We start from the raw sequence: 14,740 nt of genomic DNA, 5'->3' as shown, positions 1-14,740 counted from the left end.
CCTCGCTGCGATGCTCACTCACTCGGAAGGCCCTCCCAGCAGCAGGTACAGGACGGCCATGCGGACGCTCACGCCGTTGCCGACCTGGTCGACGATCGTGGAGCGGGCCGAGTCGGCCACCTCGGCGGCGATCTCCATGCCGCGGTTCATCGGGCCGGGGTGCATGACGATCGCGTCGTCCGGCAGCACCGCCATCCGGCGGGCGTCCAGGCCGTAGCGGCGGCTGTACTCGCGGGCGCTGGGGAAGAACGAGGCGTTCATCCGCTCGGCCTGCACCCGCAGCATCATCACCACGTCGGCCTTGGACAGGACGGCGTCCAGGTCGTAGCTGACCTGCACCGGCCAGCTGCCCACCCCCACGGGGAGCAGCGTCGGCGGCGCGACCAGCGTGACCTCGGCACCCAGGGTCGACAGCAGCCACACGTTGGAGCGGGCCACCCGGCTGTGCAGCACGTCGCCGACGAGCACCACGCGCACCCCGTCGAGCCGGCCCAGCCGCTGCCGGATCGTGTAGGCGTCCAGCAGTGCCTGGGTCGGGTGCTCGTGGGTGCCGTCGCCGGCGTTCACGACGCTCCCCTTCACCCACTGCGCCAGCCGGTGCGGGGCGCCGGAGGCCTGGTGCCGGATGACGATCGCGTCGCTGCCCATCGCCTCCAGGGTCAGCGCGGTGTCCTTGAGGCTCTCGCCCTTGGAGACGCTGCTGCCCTTGGCGGAGAAGTTGATGACGTCGGCAGAGAGCCGCTTGGCCGCCAGCTCGAAGGAGATCCGGGTGCGGGTGGAGTCCTCGTAGAAGAGGTTGACCACGGTGCGCCCACGCAGGGTGGGGAGCTTCTTGACCTCCCGGCCGGCGAGCGCCGACTCGATCTGGCCGGCGGTGTCCAGGACGAGGGTCGCGTCGACCCGGTCCAGGTCCGCGGCCTCCAGCAGGTGCCGCTTCACGCGTCCGCCCCCTCGGTCAGCAGGACCTCGTCGAGCCCGTCGACCTCGGCCAGGTGCACCTTCACCGACTGCGTGCGGGAGGTCGGCACGTTCTTGCCCACGTAGTCGGCCCGGATCGGCAGCTCCCGGTGGCCGCGGTCGACCAGCACCGCCAGCTGCACCGCGCGCGGGCGGCCCAGGTCACGCAGCGCGTCCAGGGCGGCGCGGACCGACCGGCCGGAGAACAGGACGTCGTCGACGAGCACCACCAGCCGGCCGTCGACCCCGGCCTCCGGCAGCCGGGTGTCCTCCAGCGCACGGACGCCGCGCAGCCGCAGGTCGTCGCGGTAGAGGGTGATGTCGACGGTGCCGACGTCGACCGTCGTGCCGCTGAACGCCTCGATCCGGGCGGCCAGCCGGCGGGCCAGGGGGGCGCCGCGGGTGGGGATGCCGACGAGAACCAGGTCGGCGAGGCCACCGTCGGAGGCACCGGCGGGCGAGGCGCTCGCGGCCCGCTCGATCAGTTGGTGGGCGATCCGGTCGACCACCCGGGCGACGTCGTCCGCGCTCAGCAACGGCGGGGGGCCACCGGCGGCGGGCTCGGTGGGCGGTGGTGCGGGCAGCTCTGATGACATGGTCATCAAGCCTCCTTCCCCGCCTCACGGGACGGGTCGTTAAAGGAGATCTGCGCCGCCGGCCGGAGTGGCCGACGGCGAGTGGGACCGGCGACGACGGTACTGCACCGGTGCAGGTGACCCGCATCGCGCCCGGGAGACGACCACGTGAACGGGATCTGACCCGTTGGGGGCTCCCGGACTGTCGCCGCGCGAGCTGTGCCAGTACTCTGCGTGACCAGAACCGTTCCCTACCGACGACAGTCAGTGAGCAGAGGTCATGAGCACCGACTACTCCAGGGCGCTGGGCGCCCGCCTGCGGGCCATCCGCAACCAGCAAGGGCTGTCGTTGCAGGGCGTGGAGGACAAGTCCCACGGCCGCTGGAAGGCCGTCGTCGTGGGCTCCTACGAGCGCGGCGACCGGGCGGTCACCGTGCAGCGGCTGTCCGAGCTGGCCGTCTTCTACGGCGTCCCCGTCTCCGAGCTGCTGCCCGACCCGCGGCCGAGCTCCGCGGTCACCAAGAGCACCAAGATCGTGCTCAACCTGGAGTCGCTGGGCTCGCTGCCGGCCGACGAGGCCGGCCCGCTGGCCCGGTACGCCTCGACCATCCAGGCGCAGCGGCACGACTACAACGGCAAGGTGCTCTCGATCCGCGCCGAGGACCTGAAGTCGCTGGCGATCATCTACGACATGAGCCCCGACGAGCTGACCACGCGGCTCATCGAGTGGGGTGTGCTCTCCCCGGGCGCCGACGGCGTCGGCTACGCCACCGAGGACGACGACGAGGCGAACTGGGGCGACCGCCGCCGCGCGCCGCGCTAGCAGGACCGAACGCCGATGGCCCACTCCGCGCTGCGGAGTGGGCCATCGGCGTCAGTGGCCCCGTTGCAGGGCCCCGCCGCGAGCCTGCGAGTGGTGGGGGGCAACGGGGTCCTTCATCAGGTGGGGATCTCGGCGCGGACGATGCCGCCGAGGACTCCGTTCACGTAGGCCGGCGAGTCGTCGGTGGACAGCGCCTTGGCCAGCTCCACCGCCTCGTCGATCACCACCGCGTCGGGGACGTCGTCGACCCACAGCAGCTCGTAGACCGCCATCCGCAGGATGGCCCGGTCGACGTCGGGGAGCCGGTCCAGCGACCAGCCGGAGGCGTGCTCCTCGATCAGCTCGTCGATCCGGGCCTGCTGCCCGACGACGCCCTCGACCAGCCGGACGGCGTGCTCGGGCACCGGCGGGTTGCCGTCGGCGACGCGGTCGCGCAGGACCGCGAGCGGGTCGCTGGAGCGCAGGTCGGCCTCGTAGAGGACGTCGACCGCGCGCTTGCGCGCCTTGGAACGGGCTGCCACGAGGTCAGCTGACCCGGCCGAGGTAGCGGCCGTCGCGGGTGTCGACCTTCAGCTTCTCGCCGGTGGTGATGAACAGCGGCACCTGGATCTCCGCGCCCGTCTCCAGGGTCGCCGGCTTGGTGCCGCCGGTGGAGCGGTCGCCCTGCAGGCCCGGGTCGGTGTGCTGCACGACCAGCTCCAGGGTCACCGGCAGCTCGACGTACAGCGGGGTGCCGTCGTGCACCGCCACGATGACCTCGGTGTTCTCGAGCAGGTAGTCGGCCCCGCTGCCCAGCGTCGCGGCCGAGACCGGGATCTGGTCGAAGGTGTCGCCGTCCATGAAGACGTAGTCGGCGCCGTCCTGGTAGAGGTAGGTCATCGACCGCTTGTCGACGTTCGCCGTCTCGACCTTCGTGCCGGCGTTGAACGTCCGGTCGACGACCTTGCCGGAGAGCACGTTCTTCAGGGTCGTGCGCACGAAGGCGCCGCCCTTGCCCGGCTTCACGTGCTGGAAGTCGGTGACGGTCCACAGCTGGCCGTCGAGGTTGAGGACGGTGCCGTTCTTGAGGTCGTTGGTGGTAGCCATCTAGAGGACCAGCAGTTCCTTGCTCGTGAGGGTCAACAACTCGGGCTCGTCGTCCGTGACGATCAAGGTGTCCTCGATCCGGACACCGCCGTGGCCGGGCAGGTACACGCCTGGTTCCACGGTGACGGCCATGCCAGCGGCCAGGGTACCTGCGCCCAGCGCCGAGATGCCCGGAGCCTCGTGGATCTCCAGGCCGACACCGTGTCCGAGGCCGTGGGTGAAGTGCTCACCGTGCCCGGCGGCGACGATCACGTCGCGGGCCGCGGCGTCCACCGCGGTCACCTCGGTGCCCACCGCGAGCGCCGCGCGACCGGCCGCCTGCGACGCCGCCACCAGCTCGTACACCTCGCGCTGCCAGTCCGCGGCGTGCCCGAGCACCAGGGTGCGGGTCATGTCGGAGTGGTAGCCGTCGACGGTGGCCCCGAAGTCGAGCTTGAGGAAGTCGCCCTCGGCCAGCTCGGTGGAGTCGGGCCGGTGGTGCGGGATGGCGGAGTTCGCCCCGGTCGCCACGATCGTCTCGAAGCTCGGCGCCTCGGCGCCCAGGGCGAGCATCCGCGCGTCCAGCTCCCGGCCCACCTGCAGCTCGGTGCGCCCCGGCCGCAGCGCGCCCTCGGCGGCCAGCTCGGCGAGTGCGGCGTCGGCGACCGCGCAGGCCCGGCGGAGCGCCTCCACCTCGCCCTCGTCCTTGATCGCCCGCAGCGCCTCGACCGCCCGCCGGACGCTCACCAGCTCCACGGCCGCGCCGTCCTCGCCCAGCAGCCGCTCGAGGCCGCGCAGCTCGTCGACGGTGACCACGTGGGACTCGAAGCCCAGCCGGGTCGCCCCGCCGGTGCGTGCGGCACGGGCCAGGGCGGGCATCGTGGCGCGGTCGACCAGCAGCTCCACGTCGGGCACCTGGGTGCCGGCCTGGGTGGTGTACCGGCCGTCGGTGCCGAAGACGTCGGCCCCGTCCACGCGCAGCAGCAGCGCGCCGTTGGAGCCGGTGAAGCCGGTCAGGTACCGGACGTTGAGCAGGTCGGTGACCAGGACGGCGTCCAGCCCGGCCGATGCCGCGGTGGCGCGCAGCCGGTCCCGGCGGCCGGCCTCGGGCCGGGTCATCGTGCGCCCCGCGCGGCCAGGTGGCGCAGCGCCAGCTCGTAGCCCTGCACGCCGAGCCCGACGATCACCCCGTCGGCGACGGCGGAGACGTAGGAGTGGTGCCGGAACGGCTCGCGGGTGTGCACGTTGCTGATGTGCACCTCCACCACCGGGGCGGGCACAGCGGCCAGCGCGTCACGCAGGACGACGGAGGTGTGCGACCACCCACCGGGGTTGATCACCACCGGGTCCCCGGCGTCGGTGGCGTCGTGCACCCAGCCGAGCAGCTCGCCCTCGGAGTCGGTCTGCCGGACGACGACGTCGAGCCCCAGCTCGGCGGCGGCGGCCTCGATGAGCTGCACCAGCTCGGCGTGCGTGGTCGTGCCGTAGACCTCGGGCTCGCGGGTGCCGAGCCGGCCGAGGTTGGCGCCGTTGAGCACCTGGATCGTCATGCACGGTCTCCGTTCACGGCTGCCCAGGCGGCGTCCAGCCAGGCCTGGTCGGGGTCGGTCAGGATCGCCGGCGCGCCCAGCCCGTCGAGGACGACGAAGCGCAGCGAGGCACCGCGGGCCTTCTTGTCCACCCGCATCACCGACTGCAGCTGCGCCCAGTCGCCCCGGTAGGTGGTCGGCAGCCCCAGGGCGGCGACCAGCTCACGGTGCCGGTCGGCGTCGGCGCGGGACAGCCGCCCGGCCTGGCAGGCCAGCTCGGCGGCGAACACCAGCCCGACCGCCACGGCCTCGCCGTGCCGCCAGCCGAAGTCCTCGACCCGCTCGATCGCGTGCCCCAGGGTGTGCCCGTAGTTGAGGAACTCCCGGCGTCCGGTGTCGTAGAGGTCGTCGGCCACGGCGTCGGCCTTGACCTGCACGGCGCGGGCGATCAGCTCGGCGGTGTCGGCCCGGCCGGTGGGATCGGCCGCCAGCAGCTCGAGGATGCGCCCGTCGGCGATGAACCCGCACTTGACCACCTCGGCGAGCCCGGACCGGAACTCCGCCTCGGGCAGGTCGGCCAGCGCATCGCTGTCGGCCAGCACCGCGGCCGGCGGGTGGAAGGCGCCGACCAGGTTCTTGCCGGCGGCGGTGTTGATGCCGGTCTTGCCGCCGACCGCGGCGTCCACCATGGCCAGCAGGCTGGTCGGCACCTGCACCACCCGGATCCCGCGGGTCCAGGTGGCGGCCAGGAAGCCGGCCAGGTCGGTGACCGCTCCCCCACCGATGCCCACCACGGCGTCGGACCGGGTGAGCCCCAGCCGGCCGAACTCCTCCCAGGCGCCGGCGGCGACCTCGGCGGTCTTCGCAGCCTCGCCGTCGGGGACGACGACCGCCTCGGCGGCGATCCCCGCCTGCTGCAGCGTCTCGACCGCGGCACCGGCCGCGGCGGCCAGCGCCCGGCTGTGCACCACGGCGGCGCGGGCGGTGCCGTCGAGCACCAGGCCGAGTTGCGCCTGCACGCCCGGGCCGATGAGGACGTCGTAGGGCCGGTCACCGCCGACGGTGATCCGCTGGGCGGTCACGGGGTGCCCGCCCCGACGGCGGCGAGCACGTCGGCCACCACGTCCTCGACCGGACGGGCGGAGGTGTGGACGGTCGCGGTGGCGACCTCGGCGTAGAGCGGGGCGCGGGTCTCGAGCATGGTCCGCAGCATGGCGCGTGGGTTGACCGCCAGCAGCGGGCGGTCCCGGGACAGGCCCACCCGCCGGGCCGCCGACGCGACGTCGACGTCCAGCCAGACGACCGCCCGGCCGGCTCGCCCGTGGGCGACCAGCCGCTGGCGGGTCGCCGCGCTGGTGACCGCGCCGCCGCCGAGGGCCAGCACCCCGTCGTGCTCGGCCAGCGCCCGGGCCACGGCCTGCTCCTCCAGCGCCCGGAAGTGCGGCTCGCCCTGCTGCACGAAGAGGTCGGCCACCGTCGTCCCGGTCTGGGCCTCGACGTCGGCGTCGGTGTCCCGGAACGGCAGGCCCAGCGCCTGGGCGACCGCCGCGCCCACCGTCGTCTTGCCCGACGCCGGCGGGCCGACCACGACCAGCGCGGGGCCGGTCACCGGTAGGTCAGGGCGTCGAGGTAGCCCTGCACGTTGCGGCGGGTCTCGGGCACGGAGTCACCGCCGAACTTCTCCAGCACCGCGTCGGCGAGCACGAGGGCGACCATCGCCTCCATCACCACGCTGCCGCGCGGCACGGCACAGGCGTCGCTGCGCTGGTTGATCGCGACGGCGGCCTCGCCGGTGGCGGTGTCGATCGTGGCCAGCGCGCGCGGCACGGTGCTGATCGGCTTCATCGCGGCGCGCACCCGCAGCACCTCGCCGTTGGTCATGCCACCCTCGATGCCACCGGCCCGGTCGGTGCGCCGGGACAACCGGTCGCCGTCCACGTCGATCTCGTCGTGGGCGACCGAGCCGCGCCGGCGGGCGGTCTCCAGCCCGTCACCGACCTCGACCGCCTTGACCGACTGCACGCCCATCAGCGCCCCGGCCAGCCGGGAGTCCAGCCGGCGGTCCCAGTGGACGTGGCTGCCCAGGCCCGGCGGCAGGCCGTGGACGACGACCTCGATCACCCCGCCCAGGGTGTCGCCGGACCGGCGGGCGTCGTCGATCTCCGCGGTCATCCGCGCGCTGGTGGCCGGGTCGGCGCAGCGCACCGGGTCCTCGTCCAGCCGCGGGTTGTCCTCCGGGCCGGGCAGCACCCCGTCGGGGACGGTGACCGGCCCGATCCCCACCACGTGGCTGACCACCCGCACCCCGAGCACCTGGTGCAGGAAGGCCTGCGCCACGGTGCCCAGCGCGACGCGGGCCGCGGTCTCGCGCGCGCTCGCCCGCTCCAGCACCGGGCGGACGTCGTCGAAGCCGTACTTCTGCATGCCGGCGAGGTCGGCGTGGCCGGGCCGGGGACGGGTGAGCGGGGCGTTGCGCGCCTGCCCCTCCAGCACCTCCGGGTCGACCGGGTCGGCGGCCATGACGCTCTGCCACTTCGGCCACTCGGTGTTGCCGACCTGGACGGCGATCGGCCCGCCCTGGGTCACCCCGTGCCGGACGCCGCCGGTGAGGGTGACGACGTCCTCCTCGAAGCTCATCCGTGCGCTGCGGCCGTGGCCGAGCCGGCGGCGGGAAAGCTGGACGTCGAGGTCGGTGGTCTGCACCCGCACCCCGGCGGGCAGCCCCTCCAGGATGGCGGTGAGCTGTTGACCGTGCGACTCACCTGCGGTCAACCAGCGCAACATGCCGGAGATTCTAGAAGGAGCCCCTCTCCCACCGTCCGCCGCGGGCTGTGGACGGGCCCCGGGGCGGCGGCCTCACGGCAGCGGCGCGGCCAGCGCCAGGGCGACGTAGGCGCCGGCCAGCAGGGGCGGGCCGAACGCCACGGCGGTGCGCCAGCCGGCCCGCCCCAGGGCGATGAGCAGCAGCGCGCCCAACGCACCGAGCACGAAGCCGGCCAGCACCCCGGCCAGGAGCACGCTCCAGCCCACCCAACCCAGCAGCAGACCGAGCAGGCCGAGCAGCTTCACGTCGCCGCCGCCGAACCCGCCGGGCTGCACCAGCCGGGCGACGGTGCCCAGCCCCCAGGCGACAGCGCCGGCTGCCGCGGCCCGGCCCAGCGCGGGCCAGGTGCCCAGCACGGCGGCGTCCACGGCCAGGGCGAGGACGCCGACCGCGGCCGCGGGGAGGACGACCCGGTCGGGCAGCCGGTGCCGGGCGAGGTCCACCCCGGCCAGCACCACGGCGGCCGCGCCGAACCAGGCGAGGGCGACGGCGGCCGGCCGCGGTCCGGCGAGGGCGGGCGCGGCGGCGAGCGCAGCCGCCGCGAGGACCGCCGTGCCCAGCACCCGCCGGGACGACGGACGCGCCGCACGGTCACGCTCGGCCAGCCGCACCGTGGTGGTGGCCAGCCACGGGCCGAGCAGCAGGCCGAGGACGGCGGCGGCAACGGTGAGCACCCCGGTCACCGGGGTGCGGTCAGGCGTCCAGCGCGGCGCGCATGGCCTCGATCGGGGCCGGCCGGCCGGTCATCAGCTCGACCTGGGCGGTGGCCTGCCAGAACAGCACCTCCAGGCCGCTGATGGTCCGGCCGCCCGCTGCCTGCACGCGCTGGGCCAGCGGCGTCGGCCAGCCGGCGTAGAGCACGTCCAGCACCGTCTGTCCGCGCCACCAGGTGAGGTCGGCGACGGCCGCCTGACCGGAGGCGGGGACCGTGCTGACCACCACCGGCGCGGTGAGCGAGCTGGCGCGGTCCAGCCGCTGGACGTCGGCGCTCACCCCGAGGGCGCCCAGCACCCGCAGCAGGTCACCGGCCCGCGCGGGCTCCCGGACGACGACGTCCACCTGCTGGGCGCCGAGGGAGGCGAGCGCGGTCGCCGCTGCGGCCGCCGTCCCCCCGGCACCGAGGACGGCGGCGTGCTCGACCCGCTCGACACCGCCCAGCTGGAGGGCCATGCCCACACCGGTGACGTCGGTGTTCTCGGCGCGCCAGCCGGCGTCGGTGCGCAGCAGGGTGTTCGCCGCGCCCAGCAGGCGCGGCAGCTGGTCGACCTCGTCGGCCACCGCCACCGCCGCCTGCTTGCACGGCATGGTCACCGAGAAGCCCCGCCACTCCGGGCCGAGCCCGGCCAGCAGCACCGGCAGGTCCTCGGCCCCGACGTCCAGGGCGTCGTAGCTCCAGTCGTCCAGGCCGAGCGCGGCGTAGGCCGCCCGGTGGAGCAGGGGCGACAGCGAGTGCCCGACCGGCCGGCCGAGGACAGCTGCCCTCATGCCGGCCGGACCGGGGTGCGACGGTGCGTCAATTGCCCGGGTTGTCCCGCAGCCACTGCTGGAACAGCAGCACGTTCTGCTGGTGCTCGGCACCGGTCGCGGCGAACCGGGTCTCCCCGGTGTCGGGGTCGACGACCACGAAGAAGCGCCAGTCGCCCGGGGTCGGGTCCAGCACCGCGCGCAGCGCCTCCTCCCCCGGGTTGTTGATGGCGCCGGGCGGCAGGCCCGGGTGGACGTAGGTGTTGTAGAGGGAGGGGTTGGCGCGGTCCTCGGCGCTGGTGGTGATCCCGGCCTTGTCGTTGGCGTAGTTCACCGTGGTGTCCAGCTGCAGCGGCATGCCGTCGGCCAGCCGGTTCTCCAGCACCCGGGCGACCTTGCCCATGTCCTCGATCGAGCCGGCCTCGGCCTGGACCAGACTCGCCTTGGTCAGTGCCGTGAGCCGTTGCTCCACCGGGATCTGCAGCTCGGTGAGCACCTGGTCGGTGCGCGCCACCATCTCGCTGAGCACCTCGACCGCGGTCTCGCCGGGCTCGATGTCGTAGGTGGCCGGGAAGAGGAAGCCCTCCAGCAGGCCGTTGGCGTAGGCGGGCAGCCCCAGCTGGGCCGGGTCGGCGGCGGCGGCCTCGAGCTCCGCGAGCGGCAGACCGCTCTCGTCGGCCAGTCGCTGCAGCACCTGGGTGACCCGCAGGCCCTCGGGCAGGGTGACCCGGGTGACCTGGCGGGACGCCGGGTCCAGCAGCAGGTCCAGCGCGGCCTGCCCGGACATCTGCTGGCGCAGGCGGTAGACGCCGGGCTGGATGCCGGTCGCGGCCGGGTTGGCCTCGGCCGCCTCGGTGAACGGCGCCACCGAGGCGATGACGTCGGCCTCGACGAGCGTGTTCCCGATGGCGCGCAGGGAGTCGCCCGGCTCGACCCGGACGTCCACCTCGCCGGTGCCGGCGCCCGGGTAGTCCTCCGCCACCGGGTTCACCCGGTTCCACAGGACCTTGCCACCGATGAAGATCCCGGCCACCAGCGCGGCCAGGACGACCAGGGACAGGACGACGACCACCGGGCCCCGGCGACCGCCGCGTCCACCCCGACCGCGACGACCGCCGCCGCCGACACCCCCGTCGTCGTGTCCGTCGTAGTACTCGTCGTGGTGCTCGTCGTGGTCACCGCCACCGATGACGTCGAGGCCGCCGGTCTGCGGGGACGCCGATGCGAAGGCACCGTCGTCGTGCGGGTCGTGATGCGCGGGGTCGAGGTCGCCCTCGTCGCTCCCGTGCCGTTCGGAGACCATCCGCCAGCGCTCCTCGTCCGGGTCGGCTCCGTCGACGGTCAGTGCAGCGTGCACCACCGTCGCCGGCTCGTCGACAGGCGTGTCCCGAGGTGCGGTGCGCACCTCGGTGCCGCCCTGCCCGGTGACGAGCCCGGCCAGCGCTCCGGAGGGCCCGCTCGTCGGGACCGACGACGGTCCAACCGGCCCGGGGACGGGACGGTTGGCTGCCGACAGCCAACCAGGGTCGGTCCCGGCGTCGGCGAACCGGTCCGCACGGACGTGGTCGGCGGTGGTGGGCTCGGTGGACGGCCGAGGGGCCGGGAGGCGCCGGGCGGCGGCCGGACCGGCGCCGTGCGCGGCTCCCCCGATGGTCGGGACGGCCGGCGGTACGGCGGGCATCTCGGCGGTCTGCGGCACGGTGACCTCGCGGGCCCGCGCACCGGGGGCGATCCCTCCCGGGCCCCTGGGGGCCACCGGGGTCGCGCTGCGCCGACCGAGGTCGAAGGCGCTCACGTCGAGGCCGGCGGCCGCGAGACCGGCGTCGGCGATGCCGGAGGCGGCCAGCCCGGTGATCTCCACGTCGGCCACGTCGACGCCACCGCCTGCCGCGCCGATCCGGGCACCGGTGTCCGGGGCGTGCCGGCGGCGTCGGCGGGGTCGCAGGGTGGCGTCGGCCGGGTCGTCGGGGAGCTGCAGGGTCGCGGCGCCTGCCCAGGCGGCCAGGAACTCGGCTGCTGGGCGTCCGGCGCCGGCATCGGCGTCGGAGTGGCGGCCGCTCGCGTGCGGCTGGGTCGGGTCCGTCACGAGTGGCGCCCCCTGAGGTCGGGGCCAGTGCGTCGTCGCTCGTCGAGATGGCTCTGCAGGATCACCACGGCAGCCGCCTGGTCGATCACCGAGCGCTGGCGGCGGGCATCGATGCCGCCGGCGCGCAGGTGGCTCGCTGCGGTCACTGTGGAGAGCCTCTCGTCGACGAGGTGCACCGGGACGTTCCCGATGCGACTGGCCAGGGCTTCAGCGTATGCACTGGCATCTCTTGCCGAGGCGCCCGACGCTCCGGACAAATGCTTTGGCAATCCCACAACCACCTCGACCACCTCGTGTGTCACAACCAGCTCAGCGAGGTGGTCCAGGTCGCGCTGGTCCTTGGCCCGCCGGACCGTCTCCAGCGGGCTGGCCAGCATGCCGGTGGCGTCGGAGAGCGCGACCCCGACGCGGACGGTGCCGACGTCGACGCCGAGCCTGCGGCCGGGCACCCAGGCCGGCCCGCTCTCCTCAGTCGTCATCGCGGGCACCGTCGTCCGGCGGCGCCGCCTCGCGGCGGGCGGCCCCGGGCACCCGGGGCGGGTAGCCACCGAGGTGGAGCCGGCCGGTCTCCGGCGGCGCGGCGGGCTGTTCGACGGTGGCCGGCGGCGCGGCGGGCGGCACCGGCGGGCGACCGGACCGTCTGGTCCGCTCCTCCACGGGCCCGGTGCCGGGCCCGTCGGACGCCTCGCTCACGTCGTGGCCGCTCCGATCGTCTGCTCGACGGCCGCGAGGGCCGCAGGGATGCCCGAGGGATCGGTACCGCCACCCTGCGCCACGTCGGCCTTGCCACCACCGCGACCACCCACGGCCGGCGCCGCAGCCCGCAGCAGGTCGTTCGCCGACAGGCCCCGCTGCTGCGCCGCCGGGTTGACGGTGGCCACCAGGGCCACCTTGCCGTCCGCGGCGGAGGCGAGCAACACGGCCGCCGCCCGCTCACCGAGCCGGCCGCGCACGTCCAGGGCGAGGCTGCGCAGGTCGCCACCGGACAGCCCGGCCGGTGCGCCGGTCACGACGGCCACCCCACCGAGGTCGCGGGCACCGGCCGCCAGGTCCCCGGCGGCGGCCAGGGTCTGCCGGGCGCGCAGGTCGGCCAGCTCCTTGTCGGCCTCCCGCAGCCGCTCGAGCATGCCGCCCACCCGGTCGGCGATCCCGTCCTGGGGGGTCTTCAGCAGGTCGGCGAGCTGGCGGACCAGGTCACGCTCCCGTGCCAGGTACCGGAAGCCCTCCAGGCCCACGGCGGCCTCCACCCGGCGGGCCCCGGAGCCGACCGAGCTCTCCCCGGTCAGTGCGAGGGTGCCGATCTGGGCGCTGCCGTGGACGTGGGTGCCACCGCAGAGCTCGCGGGACCACTCACCGCCGATCTCCACGACGCGGACCTGCTCGCCGTAGGTCTCCCCGAACAGCGCGAGCGCACCGAACTCCCGCGCCTCCGGGAGCGTCATGTAGAGCGCGCGGACCCCGTGGTCGGCCCGGACGGCGGCGTTGGCGACGTCCTCGACGTCGATCCGCTGCTGCGCGGACAGGGCGCCCTGCCAGGCGAAGTCCAGTCGCAGGTAGCCCGGCCGGTTGTACGACCCGGACTGCAGTGCCTGCGGGCCCAGCACCTGGCGCAGCGCCGCGTGCACCACGTGCGTGCCGGAGTGCGCCTGGCAGGCCGAGAGCCGCCACTCGCGGTCGACCTGGGCGGTGAGCTCGGTGCCGGCCCGCAGCTCTCCCTCGAGCACCCGCACCTGGTGGGCGACCAGGCCCTTGACCGGGCGCTGGACGTCGATGACCTCGGCCCGGCCGCCGTCCCAGGTCAGCTCGCCGGCGTCGGCGACCTGACCACCGGACTCGGCGTAGAAGGGCGTCCGGTCCAGCACGACCCGGGTGACCGAGCCCGCGCCGACGACCGTCTCGCCGTCGGTGTCGGACTCGTCGACCACGCCGAGCACCCGGGAGTCGGTGCGCAGGGTGTCGTAGGCCCGCCAGTCGGTGGGCCCGTGCTCACCCAGCAGCCGCCGGTAGGCCAGCACGTCGACGGCGCCGGTGCGCTTGGCGCGGGCGTCGGCGCGAGCCCGGTCCCGCTGCTCCTTCATCAGGGCGCGGAAGCCCTCCTCGTCGACCCGGACGCCCTGCTCGGCGGCCATCTCCAGGGTCACGTCGATCGGGAAGCCGTAGGTGTCGTGCAGCGAGAAGGCCTGCTCCCCCGACAGGGCCGGGGTGCCGGACTTCCTGGCCTGGCCGACGGCGGTGTCGAACAGCGCCGTGCCGGCGGTCAGGGTGCGCCGGAACGCCTCCTCCTCGGCGTAGGCGATCCCGGAGATGCGGGCGAAGTCGGTGGCCAGCTCGGGGTAGCTGGGGCTCATCGCGTCGCGGGAGACCGGCAGCAGCTCCGGCAGCGTGGCCTCCTCGACCCCGAGCAGCTTCATCGAGCGGACCGCCCGGCGCAGCAGCCGGCGCAGGATGTAGCCGCGCCCCTCGTTGCCCGGGGTCACCCCGTCGCCGATGAGCATCAGGCCGCTGCGCACGTGGTCGGCGACCACGCGCAGCCGGACGTCGGCCTCGTGGTCGGCGCCGTAGCGCACGCCGGCGAGCTCCGCGGCCCGGTGCAGCACCGGGGCGACCTGGTCGATCTCGTACATGTTGTCGACGCCCTGGAGCAGGAAGGCCACCCGCTCCAGGCCCATGCCGGTGTCGATGTTCTTCTTCGGCAGCTCGCCGAGGATCGGGAACTCCTTGCCCTCCCCCGGGCCCCGCTCGTACTGCATGAAGACCAGGTTCCAGATCTCCAGGAACCGATCGCCGGTGGGATCGGCCTCCGGCCCGCCGTCGGGGCCGTACTCCGGCCCGCGGTCGTAGTGGATCTCCGAGCAGGGCCCGGCCGGGCCGGCCGCACCGGTGGACCAGTAGTTGTCGTCCTTGCCGCGACGCTGGATGCGCTCGGCCGGGACGTAGGCCCGCCAGGCGTCGAACGCCTCGTCGTCGTCCAGGTAGACCGTCGGCCAGATCCGCTCGGCGTCCAGCCCCAGCCCGCCGTCCTCGACCCGGCCCGTCACCAGCTCCCAGGCGAACTGGATCGCCTCGGCCTTGAAGTAGTCGCCGAAGGAGAAGTTGCCGTTCATCTGGAAGAACGTGCCGTGCCGGGTGGTCTTGCCCACCTCCTCGATGTCGAGGGTGCGCACGCACTTCTGCACGCTGGTCGCGCGCGGGTACGGCGCCGGCTCACGCCCGGTCAGGTACGGGATGAAGGGCACCATCCCGGCCACCGTGAACAGCAGCGAGGGGTCGGGCGACACCAGCGAGGCGCTCGGGACGACGGTGTGCCCCCGCCTCTCGAAGTGCTCCAGGAAGCGGCGGCGGATCTCGGCGGTCTGCATGCGGGTGGTCTCGGTCCTTCAGCGCGGGACGGGCGCAGGGGCGGCGCCCGGAGGGGAG

Annotated in this window: 16 protein-coding genes; 1 reads left to right on the top strand and 15 read right to left on the bottom strand. The window is 74.6% G+C overall.

Annotation, left to right across the window (positions count from 1 at the left end):
- Positions 1-18 precede the first annotated feature (18 nt).
- Complete coding sequence (locus G5C62_RS06720) at positions 19-939, bottom strand: aspartate carbamoyltransferase catalytic subunit (RefSeq protein WP_164700402.1); 921 nt, start codon at positions 937-939, stop codon at positions 19-21.
- Entirely contained in the window at positions 936-1,553 is a 618-nt protein-coding gene (gene pyrR, locus G5C62_RS06715; RefSeq protein ID WP_063124216.1) for a bifunctional pyr operon transcriptional regulator/uracil phosphoribosyltransferase PyrR, read from the bottom strand. Before pyrR ends, G5C62_RS06720 begins: the two co-directional genes overlap by 4 nt.
- Positions 1,554-1,812: 259 nt before the next feature.
- On the opposite strand from pyrR, the gene G5C62_RS06710 reads away from it, so the two are divergent.
- Positions 1,813-2,355, top strand: coding sequence for a transcriptional regulator (locus tag G5C62_RS06710; protein ID WP_052091032.1), 543 nt, complete (start codon positions 1,813-1,815; stop codon positions 2,353-2,355).
- 116 nt (positions 2,356-2,471) lie between these two features.
- Here the strand turns inward: G5C62_RS06710 and nusB are convergent, their stop codons facing one another.
- The 13 genes from nusB to alaS form a co-directional block, all read right to left on the bottom strand.
- On the bottom strand, positions 2,472-2,876 hold the full coding sequence (gene nusB / locus G5C62_RS06705; protein ID WP_036335044.1) for a transcription antitermination factor NusB: 405 nt from the start codon (positions 2,874-2,876) through the stop codon (positions 2,472-2,474).
- A gap of 4 nt (positions 2,877-2,880) precedes the next feature.
- Positions 2,881-3,441, bottom strand: coding sequence for an elongation factor P (efp, locus tag G5C62_RS06700; RefSeq protein ID WP_036335045.1), 561 nt, complete (start codon positions 3,439-3,441; stop codon positions 2,881-2,883).
- Entirely contained in the window at positions 3,442-4,539 is a 1,098-nt protein-coding gene (locus G5C62_RS06695) for a Xaa-Pro peptidase family protein (RefSeq protein ID WP_164700401.1), read from the bottom strand.
- Positions 4,536-4,970 carry a type II 3-dehydroquinate dehydratase gene (gene aroQ, locus G5C62_RS06690; RefSeq protein WP_036335050.1) on the bottom strand — a complete coding sequence of 145 codons (435 nt, stop codon included), beginning with the start codon at positions 4,968-4,970 and terminating at the stop codon, positions 4,536-4,538. Before aroQ ends, G5C62_RS06695 begins: the two co-directional genes overlap by 4 nt.
- Positions 4,967-6,031: a 3-dehydroquinate synthase gene (gene aroB / locus G5C62_RS06685; protein ID WP_164700400.1), complete on the bottom strand. Its 1,065-nt coding sequence runs from the start codon at positions 6,029-6,031 to the stop codon at positions 4,967-4,969. Before aroB ends, aroQ begins: the two co-directional genes overlap by 4 nt.
- The gene (locus G5C62_RS06680) at positions 6,028-6,558 is read right to left on the bottom strand and encodes a shikimate kinase (protein ID WP_164700399.1); all 531 of its coding nucleotides are present in this window, start codon (positions 6,556-6,558) and stop codon (positions 6,028-6,030) included. The genes aroB and G5C62_RS06680 overlap by 4 nt, the downstream gene beginning before the upstream one ends.
- Positions 6,555-7,733 carry a chorismate synthase gene (gene aroC / locus G5C62_RS06675; protein ID WP_036335055.1) on the bottom strand — a complete coding sequence of 393 codons (1,179 nt, stop codon included), beginning with the start codon at positions 7,731-7,733 and terminating at the stop codon, positions 6,555-6,557. Before aroC ends, G5C62_RS06680 begins: the two co-directional genes overlap by 4 nt.
- Positions 7,734-7,805: 72 nt before the next feature.
- Entirely contained in the window at positions 7,806-8,447 is a 642-nt protein-coding gene (locus tag G5C62_RS06670) for a prepilin peptidase (protein ID WP_241175742.1), read from the bottom strand.
- Between the two features lie 19 nt (positions 8,448-8,466).
- Complete coding sequence (locus G5C62_RS06665) at positions 8,467-9,258, bottom strand: shikimate dehydrogenase (RefSeq protein ID WP_164700397.1); 792 nt, start codon at positions 9,256-9,258, stop codon at positions 8,467-8,469.
- Positions 9,259-9,286: 28 nt separating this feature from the next.
- Positions 9,287-11,323, bottom strand: coding sequence for an endolytic transglycosylase MltG (gene mltG, locus G5C62_RS06660; RefSeq protein ID WP_164700396.1), 2,037 nt, complete (start codon positions 11,321-11,323; stop codon positions 9,287-9,289).
- Positions 11,320-11,802: a Holliday junction resolvase RuvX gene (gene ruvX, locus G5C62_RS06655; RefSeq protein ID WP_164700395.1), complete on the bottom strand. Its 483-nt coding sequence runs from the start codon at positions 11,800-11,802 to the stop codon at positions 11,320-11,322. Before ruvX ends, mltG begins: the two co-directional genes overlap by 4 nt.
- Entirely contained in the window at positions 11,792-12,016 is a 225-nt protein-coding gene (locus G5C62_RS06650; protein ID WP_164700394.1) for a hypothetical protein, read from the bottom strand. Before G5C62_RS06650 ends, ruvX begins: the two co-directional genes overlap by 11 nt.
- The gene (gene alaS / locus G5C62_RS06645; RefSeq protein WP_164700393.1) at positions 12,013-14,682 is read right to left on the bottom strand and encodes an alanine--tRNA ligase; all 2,670 of its coding nucleotides are present in this window, start codon (positions 14,680-14,682) and stop codon (positions 12,013-12,015) included. The genes G5C62_RS06650 and alaS overlap by 4 nt, the downstream gene beginning before the upstream one ends.
- Between the last annotated feature and the right edge of the window lie 58 nt (positions 14,683-14,740).

The sequence above is a fragment of the Modestobacter sp. KNN46-3 genome (assembly GCF_011039295.1).
This window is presented reverse-complemented; position numbering and strand designations above follow the sequence as displayed.

What these genes read in the sequence shown, in the direction of transcription:
- G5C62_RS06710 (WP_052091032.1), top strand. Translation starts at nt 1,813, where the DNA reads ATGAGCACCGACTACTCCAGGGCGCTGGGCGCCCGCCTGCGGGCCATC.
- pyrR (WP_063124216.1), bottom strand. Translation starts at nt 1,553, where the DNA reads ATGTCATCAGAGCTGCCCGCACCACCGCCCACCGAGCCCGCCGCCGGT.
- G5C62_RS06695 (WP_164700401.1), bottom strand. Translation starts at nt 4,539, where the DNA reads ATGACCCGGCCCGAGGCCGGCCGCCGGGACCGGCTGCGCGCCACCGCG.
- aroC (WP_036335055.1), bottom strand. Translation starts at nt 7,733, where the DNA reads ATGTTGCGCTGGTTGACCGCAGGTGAGTCGCACGGTCAACAGCTCACC.
- alaS (WP_164700393.1), bottom strand. Translation starts at nt 14,682, where the DNA reads ATGCAGACCGCCGAGATCCGCCGCCGCTTCCTGGAGCACTTCGAGAGG.
- efp (WP_036335045.1), bottom strand. Translation starts at nt 3,441, where the DNA reads ATGGCTACCACCAACGACCTCAAGAACGGCACCGTCCTCAACCTCGAC.
- ruvX (WP_164700395.1), bottom strand. Translation starts at nt 11,802, where the DNA reads ATGACGACTGAGGAGAGCGGGCCGGCCTGGGTGCCCGGCCGCAGGCTC.
- aroQ (WP_036335050.1), bottom strand. Translation starts at nt 4,970, where the DNA reads ATGACGATCCAGGTGCTCAACGGCGCCAACCTCGGCCGGCTCGGCACC.
- G5C62_RS06665 (WP_164700397.1), bottom strand. Translation starts at nt 9,258, where the DNA reads ATGAGGGCAGCTGTCCTCGGCCGGCCGGTCGGGCACTCGCTGTCGCCC.